The following is a 16,703-nucleotide window of genomic DNA, read 5'->3' on the forward strand; positions in this document are numbered from 1 at the left end:
CCGTCTGGGCGACATCAGTATGGCCGGGCCCTAACGGGCATGCTTTCGGGCGTCGCAGGCGCGCGCCTCTGGCATGCCGACCGCTTCGGCGGTGGCGCGGCCTGTCGTTTCGCGGGCGCCGACGGACGTGTTGCAAGATGGAACGTTTACTTCAAGGTGCTGGGCAGGCTTCCGCCACCAGCGGCGGGATGACGCCGCTGCGGCGGCGCATCGGGGCACTCTATGCCTTTTTGCTGGTGGCCAATCTGGGGGTGTGGATCTGGGGCTGGGTGGTGCTGCACCAGGCGCCCGGCATGCTGGGGACCGCGCTGCTGGCCTATACGCTGGGGCTGCGCCATGCAGTCGATGCCGACCATATCGCCGCCATCGACAATGTGACGCGCAAGCTGATGCAGGATGGCCAGCGCCCGGTCGGCACGGGTTTCTTCTTCGCCATCGGCCATTCGGCGGTGGTGCTGGTGGCCACGCTGTTGATCGCGCTGATGGCGGGCGCGGCCACGGGAATCGAGGGCTTCAAGGCAACAGGCGGGTTGATTTCGACCTGCGTCTCGGCCTTTTTCCTTTTCACCATCGCGGGGATGAATTTGATGATCCTGCGCGCGGTCTATCGTTCCTATCGCCGGGTGCTGGCGGGCGGCGTCTATGTCGAGGAGGATCTCGACATGCTGCTGGCCGGGCGCGGGTTGATGGCGCGGCTGTTGCGCCCGCTCTTCCGCCTGATCACCCGCAGTTGGCATATGGCGCCGCTGGGCTTTCTGTTCGGGCTGGGCTTTGACACCGCGACCGAGGTAGGGCTGCTGGGCCTCTCGGCCTCTCAGGCCGCGCAGGGCATGTCCTTCAGTGTGGTGCTGCTGTTCCCGGCGCTGTTTGCGGCGGGCATGGCGCTGATCGACACCACCGACGGCATCATGATGCTGGGCGCCTATGAATGGGCCTTCGTCAAGCCGATCCGCAAGCTCTACTACAATATGACGATCACGCTGGTGGCGGCGCTGGTGGCGATCCTGATCGGCGGGATCGAGACTTTGGCACTGATCGCCAGCCATCTGCGTCTGACCGGCGGCTTGTGGGATGTGTTCGATGATCTGGCGGGCAGCTTCAACCTGCTGGGCTTCGGGATCGTCGGCCTGTTCGCGCTGAGCTGGGCGCTCTCCTTCGCGATCTACCGCTTCAAGCGGCTCGACGAGGTCGAGGTGCGGTCAGCGTGATCGCCGCAGCAGATAGATATCCATGATCCAGCCGTGGCGCGCGCGGGCCTCTGCCCGTGCCGCCACGATGGTCTCGCTCACCTGCGCCAGAGGACCGGACAACAGCATCTGGTTGCTCATGCCCACATAGGCGCCCCACCAGATCGCGATACCCTCGGGCGGCAGATGCCGGAACGAACATTCCCCATCCAGCATCACCACCACAGTCTCGACGCCCGCAGGCCAGTCCTCCTCGCGCAGCCGCCGCCCGGTGGTGACCAGAAAAGGCGCCCCCACCTCATTGAGCGTGATGCCATGCGCGGCGGTCAGCACATTGATCGACATCAGCCCCGGCACGACTTGCACGCTCACATCGGGCAGGCGCCGGGCAATGCGCAGGGAACTGTCGTAAAGCGCCGGATCGCCCCAGACGAGCAGCGCCACGCGGCCATCCGTGAGGTGATCGGCAATGGTCCGCTGCCAGACCTTGGCTATGGCATCATGCCAGTCATCCACGCGCCGCAGATAATCCGGCTGTGCCGGATCGCGCACCGGCAGATCGAACTCCGCGATACGCGTGGCCGAGTTGGTCAGAACATCCTCGCAGATGGCCCGGCGCAGATCGGCCAGATCGGCCTTGTCGGCGCCTTTGCGGGGGATCAGGATCAGGTCGGCGCGGTTGATGGCCTTCACCGCCGCCAGCGTCAGTTGATCCGGCCCGCCCGTGCCGATGCCGATCAGAACCAGCTCGATCATGCGCTGGCCTGCGCAATCATATGGAAGAAGCTGCCCGTGGCATGGCCCCGGCGCGACCCGGTTTCGGGCACTGCCGCGCCATTGGCATCCACCACATGGGCCAGCGGGTCATCGGGCTGGGCGAGGATGGTGGCGTAATGGAACTCATGCCCACGCAGCCTTGCGCCCGCCGCGTAACCGGGGATCGGCGCCTCCAGCGTGGCGAGGCGATAGCCCAGATGCATCCGCCTTTTGGCAAAGGAGGTTTCCAGCCCCAGCAGCCCGGCCATGCGATGCTCCACCCCCTGAGCATCGACCAGCACTTGCCCTATCGCCATATAGCCGCCGCACTCGCCATGCACCGGGCGGGTTAGCGCAAAGGCTTGCAGTCCAGAGCGAAACCGCTCCGCCGCTGCCAGCTTGCCGGCATGGAGTTCGGGATAGCCACCGGGCAGCCAGCAGACATCGGCACTGTCATCGGGCGCTTCATCGGCCAGAGGCGAGAAGGGCAAAATCTGCGCCCCCGCCGTCCGCCATCCCGCCAGCAGATGCGGATAGACGAAGGAAAAGGCGCTGTCCCACGCCAGCGCCACCCGCTGCCCAGGCGGGGGCACGCCGAGGACTTCACCCGAGGCAAAACCGCCCGAGGCCAGAGCGCGCAGTCGGTCAAGATCGACATGCTCGCCGACAAAACCGCCCAGCGCCGCCAGCGTGGCCTCCAGCCCTTCATGCTCTTCGGCCTGCACCAGCCCCAGATGGCGCTCGGGCAGGGTGAGGTCGGTGCGGCGGGGCAGGGCGCCCAGCACCTCGATCCCCACCTGCGCCATGCCATTGCGGATCAGCGCCTCATGCCGGGGGCTGGCCACCTTGTTGAGGATAACGCCCGCCAGACGAACATCCTGCGCCATCCGCGCAAAGCCCAGAGCCACCGCCGCCGCCGATTGCGCCTGCCCCGACACATCGAGCACCAGCACCACCGGCCATCCGGCACGCGCCGCGATCTCCGCGCTGGCGCCATTCCCGGTCTCTCCGGCGACGGCCACGCCATCGAACAGCCCCATCGACCCCTCGGCCAGCACCAGATCGGCGCCCTGCGCCACAGCGGCGAGGCCTGCCATGCGCTTCTCGCTCATCGCCCAACTGTCGAGGTTGAAGGAAGGCCGCCCGGCGGCGGCGGCATGAAACGCCGGGTCGATGTAATCCGGCCCGTTCTTGAAGGGCTGCACAACCAGTCCCCGCGCGCGAAACGCGGCGAGCAACCCCAGCGTCACCATGGTCTTGCCCGCGCCCGAAGCCGGGGCGGAGACGATCAGGCCCGGCGCCATCAGCGGTCTTCCGGCCAGCGCCATCAGCGCTCGTCCGGAAAGCGGGGCGAGGTGCCCATCGGGCGATAGCGCCGGTCGTAGTCCTTGGCGTAAAGCTGGCTTTCGGCGAAATCCTCATGCCCGATGGCACGGCCAACGAGGATCAGCGCGGTGCGCTCCATGCTGCCGTCCACCGCGCTTTCCAGCGTCGCGAGCGTGGCCCGCACGATCCGCTGATCGGGCCAACTGGCGCGCCAGACCACCGCGACGGGGCAGTCGGCACCGTAATGCGGGGTGAGTTCGGCCACCACCTTGTCCAGCAGATGGATCGAGAGATGGAGCGCCAATGTCGCGCCAGTCGCCCCGAAAGCGGCCAGGGTCTCGCCCTGGGGCATTTGCGTGGCGCGGCCCTGCGTGCGGGTCAGCACCACGGATTGCGCGACGCCGGGCAGGGTCAGTTCCGCCTCGATGGCGGCGGCAGCGGCGGAGAAGGCGGGCACACCGGGCGTCACATCATAGGGCACACCCATGACGCGCAGCCGGCGCATCTGCTCGCCCATGGCCGACCAGACCGAGAGGTCGCCGGAATGCAGCCGCGCCACATCATGGCCCTGCGCATGGGCAGCGGCGATTTCCTCCATGATCTGGTCGAGCGAGAGCGGCGCGGTGTTGATGATCCGCGCGCCGGGCGGGCAATGCGCCAGCACGCCCTCCGGCACCAGCGATCCGGCATAGAGGCAGACCGGGCATTCGGAGATGAGCCTTGCGGCGCGCAGGGTCAGCAGGTCGGGCGCGCCGGGGCCGGCGCCGATAAAATGGACGGTCATGATGGGATCCGGATAGCGATGGCGGCGCTGGCCGATCCATCGGTGGAGATCTGGCGGGATGCCGCGATCCGGGCGTCAGCGCCGATGGCGACCAGAGCGAGAGCCTCGGCCACCGAGCCGGTGGCGAAACGGGCAAGGATGCGCGGCGATCGGGTTGGCGTGGCGATGCCTGAAAGGGCTTCGCGCGGCAGGGCTATCAGAGGCAGACCCTTGTCGCGCGACAGGGTTTGCAGGGCCGGCAATGCGGCCCGTTCCTGCAGCGCGGCCAGCGCATCGATGGGATGCTGCTCGGCAACCAGCCGCAACGCCTCATGCAGTGCCTCGGGGGAAACATCGGCGCGGCAGCCCAGCCCGGCGACACAGAGCGGAGCGCTCATCGCACCACGCTCCATTGCACGACGGGTCGGGCGGGCTGCCAGCCGCGCATCGACCCCAGAGGCGCGGCCTGCGCCAGCTCTATCCTCAGCAGATCGCCGCCATGGCGGGCATGGGCATGGAGAAGCAAGGCCTCGGTTTCCAGCGTGACGCCATGCATCACCAGCCGAACTCCCGGCGCCAGCATGGCCCAGAGGCGGGTCAGCAGCCCCTCATCCGCGCCACCTCCGACAAAGACGGCGGCTGGCATCGGCAGATCAGGCAGATCGGCATGGTCATGCTCGATCACCGTCAGGCGATGGCCGAGGCCGAAGCTTTGCCCATTTTGACGGATGTTGGCGGCGCGGTCGGGCTTGCGCTCCACCGCCACGGCCCGCCCGCCGGCCAGACACCATTCCACGCTGATCGAGCCCGAGCCCGCCCCCAGATCCCACAGCATCTCCCCCGCACGCGGCGCCAGCGCCGACAGCGCCAGAGCGCGCATCGGCCTTTTACTGATCTGGCCATCATGCGCGAAGAGATCGTCAGCCAGCCCGCTGGCGCGCGGCAGACCCGCAGGGCCGTTAAAGGCAATGGCTATGGCCACAGGTGCTTCCACATCGTCGAAAGCAATATCCCGAGCGGGCGCGGATCGGATGCGCTCCCGCTCTCCACCCAGAGCTTCCAGAATATGGCACAGGCTGGCGCCAAACCCGCGCTCGCTCAACCATGCCGCCAAGGAGCCTACCGAAGCCCCATCGCGCAACAGGCAGATCGCGCGCGCGCCGTGGCTCATCACCGGCACCAGCCTCTCGAAAGGGGCGGCATGCAGGCCGAGGCAGGCGGTGTCCTCAAGGCTCCAGCCAAGCCGGGCCGCAGCCCAACCGAAGGTTGAGGGAGCGGGAAAGGCGCGCCACTCAGCCGTCGGCAGATGCCGCGTGATGCTCGCCCCACCGCCAAACCAGAAAGGATCGCCCGAGACCAGCATGGCGACGTGCCGCCCCTTCAGCGCCAGCACCGGATCGACGCTGAAGGGCACCGGCCAGATATGCGCGCGCGGATCACCCTCCAGCCCGGCCAGAGCCAGATGACGCGGCGCGCCGAAAATATGTGTGGCCTCGGCAAGCGCCAGACGGCTTGCGGGGGGGAGGGCCTCTGCCCTATCCTCGCCGATACCGATGATCGACAGCCAAGCCTTTTCCGTCACAGCCTCAACCATGCCACGCGTCCTGCTGTTGGGCGGCACCAGCGAGGCCAGCGCAATGGCGCGGGCTTTGGCCGGGGCAGGGGTGGAGGCGGTCTTCTCCTACGCCGGGCGCACGGCGAGCCCCATCGCTCAGCCCCTGCCGGTGAGGATCGGTGGTTTCGGCGGCGTGGAGGGGCTGGCGGATTATCTGCGGGAGCAGGCGATCACCCATCTGGTGGATGCGACCCATCCCTTCGCTGCGCAGATCAGTGCCAATGCTGTGGCCGCCTGCGCTCAAACGAGCACGGCGCTGATGGCGCTGGAACGCGAAGCCTGGGCGCCGCAAGACGGTGACGACTGGCGTATCGTGCCCGATCTGGAGGCTGCCGTTGCCGCCCTCCCATCCGATCCGGCGCGGGTGTTTCTGGCCATCGGTCGGCAGAATCTGGAGGCCTTTGCGGGGCTGCCTCATCACTATCTGCTGCGCTTTGTCGATCCCGCGCCTCAGCCCCTGTCGGGCGCCAGCGTGGTGGTGGATCGCGGCCCCTTCACCGTGGCGGGCGATCTGGCGTTGATGCAGGCCCATGGCATCACCCATGTCGTCGCCAAGAACGCCGGGGGCAGCGGTGCCGCCGCCAAGCTGGAAGCCGCGCGCCGGTTGCGCCTGCCGGTGATCCTGATCGAGCGGCCCTTTGTGCCCGCTCGCCCGGTCTGCCGCAGTGTGGAGGCGGTGATGTGCTGGCTTCATGCAGGGGCTCCGGCGGAGCGCGGCGTGTAGACCCAGCGCCCCACCTGCCGTGTGGCGCTGTTGCCCACGATGACCACGGTGCGCATGTCGGCCATCTCGGGCGTGGCCTGCTCCAGCGTGACGGTGCGGATCGCCTGCTGCGGCGTCGAAACAGCGCGGGCGAAGAGGATGAGACGCGTGGGCTCGCATTCCTCGCGCAGGATCTCCAGCACGCGGGCGAATTGATGCGGGCGGCTGGCGCTGCGCGGATTGTAGAAGCCCATGGCGAAATCGCCGCGCGCCGCCATGCGCAGGCGATGCTCGATCAGCGCGAAGGGCTTCAGATTGTCTGACAGATTGATCGCGCAGAAATCGTGCCCCAGCGGAGCCCCGGCCGCCGCCGCCGCCGCCAGCATCGCGGTGATGCCGGGCAGGATGGCGATGGGCAGATCGAGATGCTGTGGCGCGGCCTCCAGCGCCTCGAACAGCGCCGAGGCCATGGCGAAGACGCCGGGATCGCCTGAGGAGACGATCACCGCATGCCGCCCCTCTGCCGCCAGTTCCAAAGCATGGGCGGCGCGGACCAACTCCTCGCGATTGTCGCTGGGGTGGAGGGTGAGGCCCTCACGCGGGGCAATCCGCGTCACATAGGGGGTGTAGCCCAGAATATCGGTAGCGCGGGCGAGAGCTTCGGTTACCTCGGGTGTAACCATCGCCTCATGGCCGGGGCCAAGGCCCACGACAGTTAACGAGCCGGTCATGATGCAGCCATGGGGCGGCGCCCCTGCCCATGCACCAGCACGATGGCGAAGTAAGGGCAATCGTCGATTTCGGTCTCTGCCAGGCGGGCCACGCGCTGGCCCGGCATGGTGCCGCGCTCAACCAGCCATGCCTCATCCAGCCGTCCCGCCGCCGCCAGAGCGCGGCGCACCTTGGGCAGATTACGCCCGGTCTTCATGATGGCCAGCGCATGGGCCTTGCGCATATGGGCGATCAGATCCGCTTCGGGCAGCGTGCCCATCAGCACGCTCAGCACATCGTCGCCCCAGGTGATCGGCACGCCGGTGGCATGCCAGCAGCCGGTCATGCCGGTGATGCCGGGGACGACCTCGACCTCGCACAGGCCCTGAAGGCGGGTGTGCAAATGCATGAAAGATCCGTAGAAAAATGGATCTCCCTCGCACAGCACGATCACCTCATTCTGCTGCGCCAGATCGGCCAGACGCTTTGTCCAGTCATCGTAAAAACCGGCAAGCAGGCTGTTGTAATCGGCGCTGTCGAAAGCGATTTCGGTGGTGACGGGATATTCCATCGCATGTTCCACCACATCGGCGCGCAGCATATCGGCCACGATGCGCCTTGCCTGCCCGCTGCGACCGGCCTTGCGGAAATAGGCGACATGCGCCGCGCCGCGCACCAGCCGGTCGGCCTTGACGCTCATCAGATCGGGATCGCCGGGGCCCAGCCCCACGCAGATGATCCGGCCCATCATTCCGCCCTGCTGGCCAGAGCATTGACCGCCGCGACCGTGATCGCCGAGCCGCCCAGCCGTCCGCGCACCACCATGGCGGGGCAGGGGGCGGCCTCCATCAGCGCTTCCTTCGATTCCATCGCGCCGACAAAGCCCACCGGGCAGCCGATGATTGCGGCGGGACGGGGCGTTGCCGGGTCTTCCAGCATGTTCAGCAGATGGAACAGGGCCGTGGGCGCATTGCCGATCGCCACCACGGCGCCGGCCAGATGCGGGCGCCACAGCTCCAGCGCGGCGGCGGAGCGGGTGTTGCCCATGGTGCGGGCCATGTCGGGCACCTGCGGGTCATGCAGGGTGCAGATCACCGGATTGTCGGCAGGCAGCCGGGTGCGGGTGATCCCCTCCGAGACCATGCGCGCATCGCACAGGATCGGCGCGCCTGCCTCCAGAGCGGCGCGCGCTGCCTCGGCCATGCCTTGGGTGAAGGCGACATGCGCCTCCAGCCCGACCAGACCGGCGGCATGGATCATGCGCACGACCACCGGCTCCTGAGCCGGGGTGAAGCGGGCCAGATCGGCCTCGGCGCGGATCGTGGCGAAGGATTGCCGGTAGATGGCGGCGCCATCCATTTCATAGGTGTAGGGCATCAGCTCCGGGTCATCAGCAAGGTTGGATCGGCCAGCAGTTGCGCGGGCGTGAACGGGGTGTCAGGTGTATCTTTGGCGGTGCATCCATATCCCAGCGCGAAATCCCGCCCCCGCGCCACCAGCGTGATATCGGCGGCGGAGGGATGAGCGCAACCCTTGGCGCAGCCCGAGACATGCAGCATGGCGCCCTCTGGCACAGACGGCGCAAGTTGGCGAGCCAGATCGCGCACTGGCGCCAGCGCCTGAGCGCAGCCCGGTGCTCCGTTGCAGGCGGTAACGCGCAGCAGCGGGTCGGCGGGAGTGGTGATGAGGCCGGGCAGGTCAGGCATGGTGTTCAACCCTTCCAGCAGCAGCATCCGCCATGGAGTAAGCCGCAAGGGCGCCAGATCGGCGAGGGCCGAGAGCGTCCGGCTGTCGGTCTGGCCGAAGGGCAAGGCGACCAACGCGCCTGCCGGGGTGAGGCCGGGGTGAGGGGCTTCATCCGTCACGTATGGAGCGGTCAGGGTGAAATGGGGCGGCAGGGACGCGCCCCGCGCCAGAAGGTCACGCATGCGCCCGCGTCCATCCCGCGCGCCGCCTGTTTCCAGAAACCAGCGGGCCAGATGGAGCGCCTCGGTTACGGCGCTGTGCCGGGTGGTGGCGGCGGCCAGCGTGGCGCCATCGGCCTGCAGCAGGTAGCGATCGCCTGCCTTCTCGATCCTGATATCGGCGGAGGCTTGGCGCAGCACTGCGGTTTCGCCGCTATCCAGCGCAAAGCCGAATTTTCCGGGGAGTGCCAGATCGCTGGTGGCCAGAGCCTGCATCAGCTCGGCGGCCAGATCCTGCGTGCCATCGCCCTGCTGCCAGAAGGGCGTGACGAGAATGTTGCGCCGTCCCTCAATGGCCTCATCCCCATCGATCAGCTCCAGCGTCGCCAGTTTCGTCAGCACAGCGGCATGGTCACGGATGCCGCGCAGTTGGAGGTTGGCGCGGGCGGACAGATCGATCAGGCCATTGCCATAGCGCGAGGCCAGATCCGCCAATCCGCGCGCCTGATCCTGCGTCAGGCGGCCGCCATATGCGCGCACCCTCACCACCAGCCCATCGCCCGAGAGCATGGGGCGCAAGGCTCCGGGGCACCAGCCCTTGACCAGACGATCATACGGCGCGTTCATGGCCGATCCGCCAGTTGAGCGGCGATGGAGTTGCGCCGCGTGGTCCACAGCCCTGCCTCTGCCAGAGCGGCAAAGCGGACTCTCAACTGTTCCAGTGCGGCGGGATTGGCGTCATCCATAAAGGCAACGATGTCGCTCTGACCCAGCGTGGCATCGAAACACAGGTCGAAGAGATGCGCGGGCACCTGCCCGGTCAATTGCGCGAAGGCGGCCAGATTGTCGATGGTGGCGGTGATCTCGGCGGCGCCGCGAAAGCCGTGGCGCATCATGCCCTGCGCCCAGCGCGGATTGCTGGCACGCGCGCGCACCACGCGGGCGATTTCCTCGGCCAAAGTGCGCGCGCGCGGGGTTTCGGGGCGTGTCGCGTCCAGATGATAGAGCGCTGGCGCCGGACGGCCCAAAGCCTTCATCGCGGCGGCAAAGCCTCCCTCATGCGCGGCATAGTCACGCGCCAGCAGCAGGTCGGTTTCGGGTAGATCCTGCACATGGGCAAAGGCATCTGCCCCGGCCAGACGGGCCTCCAGCGCGGGGCGGTTATGGGCGATGGCGCCTTGCGCATCGAGCGCCCATGCCGAGGCGGCCAGCCATGCTTCCCCCGCGGCGTGACGGGCTTCCTCGCCCAGATGCTCTGCCGGGTCTTCCATGGAGAGGCCATAGAGGCCCGGCCTGGGTCCGAAGACGCGCGGGGTGCGGGTGAGGTACGGGTTCTCGCCGGGCTCCTCATGGTCGCGCTCGGCCAGAGCAGCAGCGGCGGCCTCAAACAATTGGGCCAGACCCGGAAAGACATCGCGAAACAGGCCCGAGACGCGCAAGGTCACATCGATGCGCGGGCGGTTCAGCAGGACGGGCGGCAGGATCTCGAAGCCGCAGACCCGCTCGCTGTCGGCATCCCAGCGCGGGGCGAGGCCCGCCAGATGCAGCGCCATGGCAAATTCCTCGCCCGCCGTGCGCATTGTGGCCGATCCCCACAGATCCACCACCAGACCGGTCGGCCAGTCGCCATGGTCCTGAATATGGCGGCGCAGTAGTTCCTCGGCCAGCTTCACGCCCTGGGCATGAGCCATGCGGCTGGGTACGGCGCGCGGATCGACGCTGAACAGGTTGCGCCCGGTCGGCAGCACATCGCTCCGCCCCCTCGCCGGTGAGCCGGAGGGACCGGGGGGCACGCGCCGCCCATCCAGCGCGGTGAGCAGGCCTTCGGTTTCGCCGGGGGCGGTGCCATAGATATGGAGCCCGTCGCCGAACTGGCTTTCCTTGATGTCGCAGACGAAGCGGTCGATCCGCACCATGGCCTCTGCGGCGCTGGCGTCCTGCGGCAGACCGAGGTCTTGGGTGACGCCGCTGGCCTGCGCTTCATCGCGGATCTGAGTGATCAGCCGGTCGCGGCGGGCGGGATCAAGCCCTTCGGCGGTCGAATATTCGTCGAGCAGGCGTTCGAGGCGCAGCAGGCCTTCGGGCACTGCGCTGGCCACCATCGCTGGGGGGATATGGCCCAGCGTCAGCGCGCCGATGCGGCGTTTGGCTTGGGCAGCCTCGCCCGGATCGTTCACGATAAAGGGATAGATCACCGGCAGCGGGCCGATCAGCGCTTCGGGCCAGCAGCGCTCCGACAGGGCGACGGCCTTGCCGGGCAGCCACTCAAGCGTGCCATGCGCGCCAATATGGACCAGCGCATGCACGCCCTGAGCGCGCAGCCACAGATAAAATGCGACATAGCCATGGCGCGGGATGCGCGAGACATCGTGATAGTCGTCATCGCGCCGGGCCGCATCGCCGCGTTCGGGTTGCAGGGCGATGAAGGCATGGCCGCGCGCCACGGCGGCGAAGTGGAAAGCGCCCTCGGCAAAGGCGGGGTCGTTTTCGGGCTGGTCCCATGCCTGCTCCAGATCCGCGCGCAGGCTGTCGGGCAGGGCGGACAGCGCCTCCCGATAGGCCGAGAGCGGCCAGGCGATGGTATGGCCTTGCAATGCGGCGGCGAGTGGTTCGGCTGTGGTGTGGTATCCGGCCGCGGCCAGCGTTGCCAGCATCGCTTCGGCGCTGGCCAAGGCATCCAGACCCACGGCATGCGCCATCTGGTCGGCCCGGCCCGGATAGGTGGAGAGGATCAGCGCCACCCGCCGATCCCGCGCCGGGGTGACGGCCAGAGCATGCCATGCGCCCACCTTGTCAGCGATGGCCTCGATCCGTTCGGGATGGGGGCGGTGCAGCGTGCGGGCGCATTGCAGATCGGGATCGACCACCTCCGCCGTCTTGAAGCTGGCGACGCCCGCCAGCAGCCGTCCGTCAACCTCGGGCAGGACGACATGCATGGCCAGATCGGCTGGAGACAAGCCACGTTCGGCACCAGCCCAAGCCGTTTCATCGGCGGTGGAGAGCGCCACTTGAAACACCGGGCATCCAGGCCCGTCGAGTGGCGAGGCACCGTTGTCGTCACGCCCGGAAAAGGCGGTGGCATTGACGATGGCGGCGGGTGTGTGGTGGCTGAACGTGGTCCTGATCCATGCCGGAGCGCCCGGAGCCTTCAACGAGGGCGCGAACAACCCCGCCGCGCGAAAGCCGCGTTTGGTCAGCGCCGTGATCAGGGCATCGATGGGCCCTGTGTCGCCGCTGGTGAGATAGGCACGATAGAAGCTGACGACCACCAGCGGGGCCTCGCCCGCGATGGGCGCATCGACCACGCCAAAACCGGGCTGATACCAGCCGCAGTCTGGAATGGTGGTGGCGCCTTCCGGCGTTGGTGCGGGCAGGCCGGCGGCGCGTGCCAGTTCGGCCAGCGCTGCCTGAGCCGCCATGGCGCCGCCTGTGTCGCACAGATCGGCAAGCTGGCGCAGCACTGTTGGGGGCAGGGTGGAGGCCGCCTCCAGCGCGGGGTCGGGGCGCCCGTCAGCAGGCAGCACGGCAAGGGCAAGCCCCTCGCGCCGTGCCAGATCGCTCAGTTGCGCGAGGCCATAGGGCCAGTAGCCCGCGCCGCCGATCAACCGCACCAGCACCGCCTTGGCGCCCGAGACAGTGCGCTCGATATAGGTATCGACGGAGAGCGGATGTTTCAGCGCTGCCAGATTGGCCAGACGCAGTTCAGGCAAATGATCGCGCCCCGCATGCCATCCGGCCGCGAAAGCCCCCAGATCGCTGTCCGAAAAGGACAGGACGATCAGCGGCGCGGGGCTCTGGCCGAGGTCGGTCGCGACCTCGGTTTCCTCCAGCCCACGGCTCTCGCGGAAGATGACATGCATCGCGGAAGGGTTACGCCGGGGCCAGAACTGTGTCCAGCACCGCGCGGACGGCGGCGGTGTCGAGGTGATCGTGCTCGGCGATGACCACCAGTTGCGTCACGCGCGGGCGCTGGCCCCAGGGCTGGTCGTACTGATGACGCACACGCTCGCCCACCGCCTGAAGCAGCAGGCGCATCGGCTTGCCCTGCACCGCCACGAAGCCCTTTACGCGCAGGATGGACTGCTCGCGCGCCAGACGCTGCACGGCGGCGACCAGCGCTTCGGGATCGCCGACTTCGGGCAGGGTGATGATGGTGCTGTCGAAATCCTCGTGCTCATGCTCGTCCTCGCCATCGTGGTGGCTGGGGCGGGCGGCCAGATCGTCCTCGGCGGCGGCATTGAGGCCGAGGATGACGGCGGGATCGATCACGCCATCGGTGACAGGCAGCATGGGCAGTGGGCGCGGCGCCTCGGCGGCGATCACGGCGCGAGCCTGATCCAGCGTTGGGGCGTCCACCAGATCGGCCTTGGTCAGCAGAACGATGTCGGCGCAGGCGAGCTGATCCTCAAAGACTTCCGAGAGCGGGGTTTCATGGTCGAGGCTGTCATCCGCCGCGCGCTGGGCATCGACCGCCGCCACATCGGGGGCGAAACGGCCAGCGGCCACGGCCTCGGCATCGGCCAGCGCGATCACCCCATCGACGGTGATGCGGCTGCGGATCGCGGGCCAGTCGAAGGCTTTGAGCAGAGGCTTGGGCAGGGCAAGACCCGAGGTCTCGATCAGAATGTGATCGGGGCGCTGGGGCAGGGCCAGCAGTTTTTCGACCGTGGGGATGAAATCATCGGCCACGGTGCAGCAGATGCAGCCATTGGCCAGTTCGAGGATCGCGCTTTCGGGGCAATTCTCGTCGGCGCAGGCCTTCAGGATTTCGCCATCGACGCCCACCGTGCCGAACTCATTGACCAGCACCGCCAGGCGGCGCCCGCCCGGATTCTGCAGCAGATGGCGGATCAGCGTGGTCTTGCCCGAGCCCAGAAAGCCGGTGACGATGGTGACGGGGATTTTTTCCAGAGACATGGCTTAAAGCTCCAGCGGGGGAATGCGGGCGATGGATTGCTTGCGGAAGATGGTGGGGCGCTGGCGCCACGGCACGATGCCGTCAGGGCTTTGCGCATAGGCGCTGGCGCCGGCCAGAATGTCGGGCACATCGGCGTCGGACAGGCGGCCGTAGACATAGGTCCAACTGCCGGGCCTTGTCAGCGCGATGGAACAGCCATTGGTGCAGGCCGAGAGGCATTCGGTGGGGCGCACTTCCACGTCGCCATCCGCATTGGCGGCGCTCAGCGCCTGCGCCAGCAGGGTGCCGGGCACGGTTTCGCCTTCCTCGGGCGTCTGGCCCGCGCGGCAGGTGGTGCAGACAAAAAGGACGGTGTTGTGACCCACGACGCTTCAATTCCCCAATGAGGCGCGCCTGCACAGGCCATCGGGCACCGAACCCGCGTTCGGCGCCTGATCGACCGGCCACAGCGCACCCCGGCTGTCCGTTTCCTCGTGCTGGCAGGTCTCCCGGCTGGCGGATCGGGGGCAGTTACGCCTTGCGTCAGCTTCGCCTTCCCGTGCCTTGCGGCCAGTGGCATCGAAGCTGCCTCATCCGTTGACGGTCGCGGGGGCGGCTGTGCTTCGGGCTTGACGAAAGCCCTGTCACATTCCCTCTTCGCCTTTTGGTGGATTGCTCCGCCGCAAGGAACCAACGCGGTGGGGATTGCGGGATTGCGACGGGGCTGTCAAGGAATGCCGCGATCAGGAGTGTACCATGACCGCCGATGCCCCCGCCCCCGAAGCTGACTTTGACCGCCACAACGCCAAGATGGCCAAGAAAAAGGCCTCTCGCGACAAGATCATGGCCAGCAAGCAGGGCGAAAAGGGGCTGGTGATCGTTCATACCGGCACGGGCAAGGGCAAGTCGTCCTCCGGCTTCGGGATGATCCTGCGCTGCATCGCGCATGGCATGCCCAGCGCGGTGGTGCAGTTTATCAAGGGCGCCTGGGACACCGGCGAGCGCCGTCTGATCGAGCAAAATTTCCCCGATCTCTGCCAGTTCCACGCCATGGGGGAGGGTTTTACCTGGGAAACGCAGGACAAAGCCCGCGATATCGCCGCTGCGCGCAAGGGCTGGGACAAGGCCAAGGAACTGATCCGCGATCCCAACATCCGCATGGTGCTGCTTGACGAAATCAACATCGCCCTGCGTTACGAATATCTCCCGCTGGAGGAGGTGCTGACCTTCCTGCGCGAGGAAAAGCCCGAGATGACCCATGTGGTGCTCACCGGCCGCAATGCCGCGCCCGAACTGATCGAGCAGGCCGATCTGGTCACCGAGATGACTTTGGTGAAGCACCCCTTCCGCGGCGGCATCAAGGCGCAGGCCGGGGTGGAGTTCTAAACCTCCATGCCAGCCTTGATGATCCAGGGGACCGGCTCGAATGTCGGCAAGTCCCTGCTGGTGGCGGGGCTGTGCCGGGCGGCACGTCGGCGGGGGCTGAGTGTCGCGCCTTTCAAGCCGCAGAATATGTCGAACAATGCCGCTGTCACCGCCGATGGCGGAGAGATCGGGCGGGCTCAGGCCCTGCAGGCGATCGCGTGTGGATTATCGCCGCATACCGATATGAACCCGGTGCTGCTGAAGCCAGAGAGCGAAGTCGGCAGTCAGGTGGTGTTGCAGGGGCGGCGCATCGCCACGGTAAAGGCGCGGGAGTATGCCGCGCTGAAACCGCAGTTGATGGCCCCGGTTCTGGAGAGCTTCCATCGCCTGAAAGCTGCCCATGATCTGGTGATCGTGGAGGGCGCGGGCAGCCCGGCGGAGGTCAATCTGCGTGCCGGAGACATCGCCAATATGGGCTTTGCCTGCGCCGCGCAGGTGCCGGTGGTGCTGGCAGGCGATATCGACCGGGGCGGGGTGATCGCCCAGATCATCGGTACAAAGGCAGTGCTCTCGCCAGAGGATGCGGCGATGGTGCGCGGCTTTCTCATCAACAAGTTTCGCGGTGATCCCTCGCTGTTCGACGATGGCTATCGCCTGATCGAGCAGCGCAGCGGCTGGCGCGGTTTCGGCGTGCTGCCGTGGTTCGCGCAGGCCCATCTGCTGCCCGCCGAGGACGCGCTCGATCTTGGAGCCGTGTCATCGGGCGGGCGGGTGAAGGTGGCCGCTCTGGCCCTCTCCCGCATCGCCAATTTCGATGATCTGGACCCGCTGGCGCAGGAGCCCGATATCGATCTGGTGATGGTCCGCGCGGGGCAGGCGATCCCCGGCGACACAAAGCTGGTCATCCTGCCCGGCAGCAAGAGCACGCGCGGCGATCTGGCGTTTTTGCGCGCTCAGGGCTGGGATGTCGATCTGGCGGCGCATGTGCGGCGCGGCGGGTATGTGCTGGGGATCTGCGGCGGTTATCAGATGCTGGGCAGCGTGGTAAGCGATCCCGAAGGACTGGAAGGCCCGGCGGGCGAGATGCCGGGCCTCGGCCTGCTGGAAGTGGCGACCACCATGCAGGGCGACAAAAAACTGACGCAGGTTCAGGCAATCCACGCCGCCAGCGGGCTTCGGGTGGAGGGCTATGAAATCCATCTCGGGGTCACCAATGGCCCCGATTGCGCGCGGCCCTTCGCCCATATCACGGGGCGGCCCGAGGGGGCGATCTCGGCGGATGGGCGCATCATGGGCAGCTATCTGCACGGCCTGTTTACGCAGGATGGCTTTCGCTCGGCCTTTATCGCTAGCCTTGGCGCGCGGCCGTCAGGGTTGGCCTATGGCGCCCAGGTGGAGGCGACGCTCGATGCTCTTGCCGACCATATCGAGGCCCATGCCGATGTGGCCGGGCTGTTGGCGCTGGCGCAATAGGCG

16 protein-coding genes and 1 riboswitch are annotated in these 16,703 nt (G+C 67.5%); of the genes, 4 read left to right on the plus strand and 12 right to left on the minus strand.

Features of this window, described 5'->3' with window-relative positions; all coding sequences use genetic code 11:
* Positions 1-188: 188 nt before the first annotated feature.
* Entirely contained in the window at positions 189-1,208 is a 1,020-nt protein-coding gene (locus ABDW49_RS09540) for a HoxN/HupN/NixA family nickel/cobalt transporter (protein ID WP_343614221.1), read from the plus strand.
* On the opposite strand, the gene cobF is transcribed toward ABDW49_RS09540, so the two are convergent.
* Genes cobF through cbiE form a run of 5 tightly spaced genes read right to left on the minus strand, consistent with a single transcriptional unit; the run spans position 1,200 to position 5,626 of the window.
* Positions 1,200-1,943: a precorrin-6A synthase (deacetylating) gene (gene cobF, locus ABDW49_RS09545; RefSeq protein WP_343611473.1), complete on the minus strand. Its 744-nt coding sequence runs from the start codon at positions 1,941-1,943 to the stop codon at positions 1,200-1,202. The genes ABDW49_RS09540 and cobF overlap by 9 nt on opposite strands.
* Positions 1,940-3,271: a cobyrinate a,c-diamide synthase gene (locus ABDW49_RS09550; protein ID WP_343611474.1), complete on the minus strand. Its 1,332-nt coding sequence runs from the start codon at positions 3,269-3,271 to the stop codon at positions 1,940-1,942. Before ABDW49_RS09550 ends, cobF begins: the two co-directional genes overlap by 4 nt.
* On the minus strand, positions 3,271-4,053 hold the full coding sequence (cobM, locus tag ABDW49_RS09555) for a precorrin-4 C(11)-methyltransferase (protein ID WP_343611475.1): 783 nt from the start codon (positions 4,051-4,053) through the stop codon (positions 3,271-3,273). The genes ABDW49_RS09550 and cobM overlap by 1 nt, the downstream gene beginning before the upstream one ends.
* On the minus strand, positions 4,050-4,430 hold the full coding sequence (locus ABDW49_RS09560) for a cobalamin biosynthesis protein (protein WP_343611476.1): 381 nt from the start codon (positions 4,428-4,430) through the stop codon (positions 4,050-4,052). Before ABDW49_RS09560 ends, cobM begins: the two co-directional genes overlap by 4 nt.
* Positions 4,427-5,626, minus strand: coding sequence for a precorrin-6y C5,15-methyltransferase (decarboxylating) subunit CbiE (gene cbiE, locus ABDW49_RS09565; RefSeq protein WP_343611478.1), 1,200 nt, complete (start codon positions 5,624-5,626; stop codon positions 4,427-4,429). Before cbiE ends, ABDW49_RS09560 begins: the two co-directional genes overlap by 4 nt.
* Between cbiE and ABDW49_RS09570 the strand changes: the two genes are divergently transcribed.
* Positions 5,625-6,371: a cobalt-precorrin-6A reductase gene (locus ABDW49_RS09570; RefSeq protein ID WP_343611480.1), complete on the plus strand. Its 747-nt coding sequence runs from the start codon at positions 5,625-5,627 to the stop codon at positions 6,369-6,371. The two genes, cbiE and ABDW49_RS09570, sit on opposite strands and share 2 nt — an antisense overlap.
* Here the strand turns inward: ABDW49_RS09570 and cobJ are convergent.
* Genes cobJ through ABDW49_RS09605 form a run of 7 tightly spaced genes read right to left on the minus strand, consistent with a single transcriptional unit; the run spans position 6,338 to position 14,248 of the window.
* Positions 6,338-7,081, minus strand: a complete 744-nt coding sequence (gene cobJ / locus ABDW49_RS09575; RefSeq protein WP_343611481.1) for a precorrin-3B C(17)-methyltransferase — start codon at positions 7,079-7,081, stop codon at positions 6,338-6,340. The genes ABDW49_RS09570 and cobJ overlap by 34 nt on opposite strands.
* Complete coding sequence (locus ABDW49_RS09580; RefSeq protein ID WP_343611483.1) at positions 7,078-7,812, minus strand: precorrin-2 C(20)-methyltransferase; 735 nt, start codon at positions 7,810-7,812, stop codon at positions 7,078-7,080. Before ABDW49_RS09580 ends, cobJ begins: the two co-directional genes overlap by 4 nt.
* Positions 7,809-8,438 carry a precorrin-8X methylmutase gene (locus tag ABDW49_RS09585; RefSeq protein ID WP_343611484.1) on the minus strand — a complete coding sequence of 210 codons (630 nt, stop codon included), beginning with the start codon at positions 8,436-8,438 and terminating at the stop codon, positions 7,809-7,811. Before ABDW49_RS09585 ends, ABDW49_RS09580 begins: the two co-directional genes overlap by 4 nt.
* Positions 8,438-9,592 (minus strand): precorrin-3B synthase, encoded by a 1,155-nt coding sequence (gene cobG / locus ABDW49_RS09590; RefSeq protein WP_343611486.1) that lies wholly within the window; start codon positions 9,590-9,592, stop codon positions 8,438-8,440. Before cobG ends, ABDW49_RS09585 begins: the two co-directional genes overlap by 1 nt.
* Positions 9,589-12,825, minus strand: coding sequence for a cobaltochelatase subunit CobN (gene cobN, locus ABDW49_RS09595; protein WP_343611487.1), 3,237 nt, complete (start codon positions 12,823-12,825; stop codon positions 9,589-9,591). The genes cobG and cobN overlap by 4 nt, the downstream gene beginning before the upstream one ends.
* 10 nt (positions 12,826-12,835) lie before the next feature.
* The gene (gene cobW / locus ABDW49_RS09600) at positions 12,836-13,882 is read right to left on the minus strand and encodes a cobalamin biosynthesis protein CobW (RefSeq protein ID WP_343611489.1); all 1,047 of its coding nucleotides are present in this window, start codon (positions 13,880-13,882) and stop codon (positions 12,836-12,838) included.
* 3 nt (positions 13,883-13,885) lie between these two features.
* A complete protein-coding gene (locus ABDW49_RS09605; protein ID WP_343611490.1) occupies positions 13,886-14,248 on the minus strand; it encodes a DUF1636 domain-containing protein in 363 nt (120 codons plus the stop codon).
* A 95-nt stretch (positions 14,249-14,343) separates the two neighbouring features.
* Positions 14,344-14,572, minus strand: a riboswitch (cobalamin riboswitch).
* Positions 14,573-14,618: 46 nt separating this feature from the next.
* Here ABDW49_RS09605 and cobO point away from each other — a divergent pair.
* Both cobO and ABDW49_RS09615 read left to right on the plus strand, forming a co-directional pair.
* A complete protein-coding gene (gene cobO / locus ABDW49_RS09610) occupies positions 14,619-15,248 on the plus strand; it encodes a cob(I)yrinic acid a,c-diamide adenosyltransferase (protein ID WP_343611491.1) in 630 nt (209 codons plus the stop codon).
* A 6-nt stretch (positions 15,249-15,254) separates the two neighbouring features.
* Positions 15,255-16,700 (plus strand): cobyric acid synthase, encoded by a 1,446-nt coding sequence (locus ABDW49_RS09615; protein WP_343611493.1) that lies wholly within the window; start codon positions 15,255-15,257, stop codon positions 16,698-16,700.
* The last annotated feature ends 3 nt before the right edge of the window (positions 16,701-16,703 follow it).

It is taken from the genome of Novosphingobium sp. (assembly GCF_039595395.1).
Lineage (GTDB): Bacteria > Pseudomonadota > Alphaproteobacteria > Sphingomonadales > Sphingomonadaceae > Novosphingobium.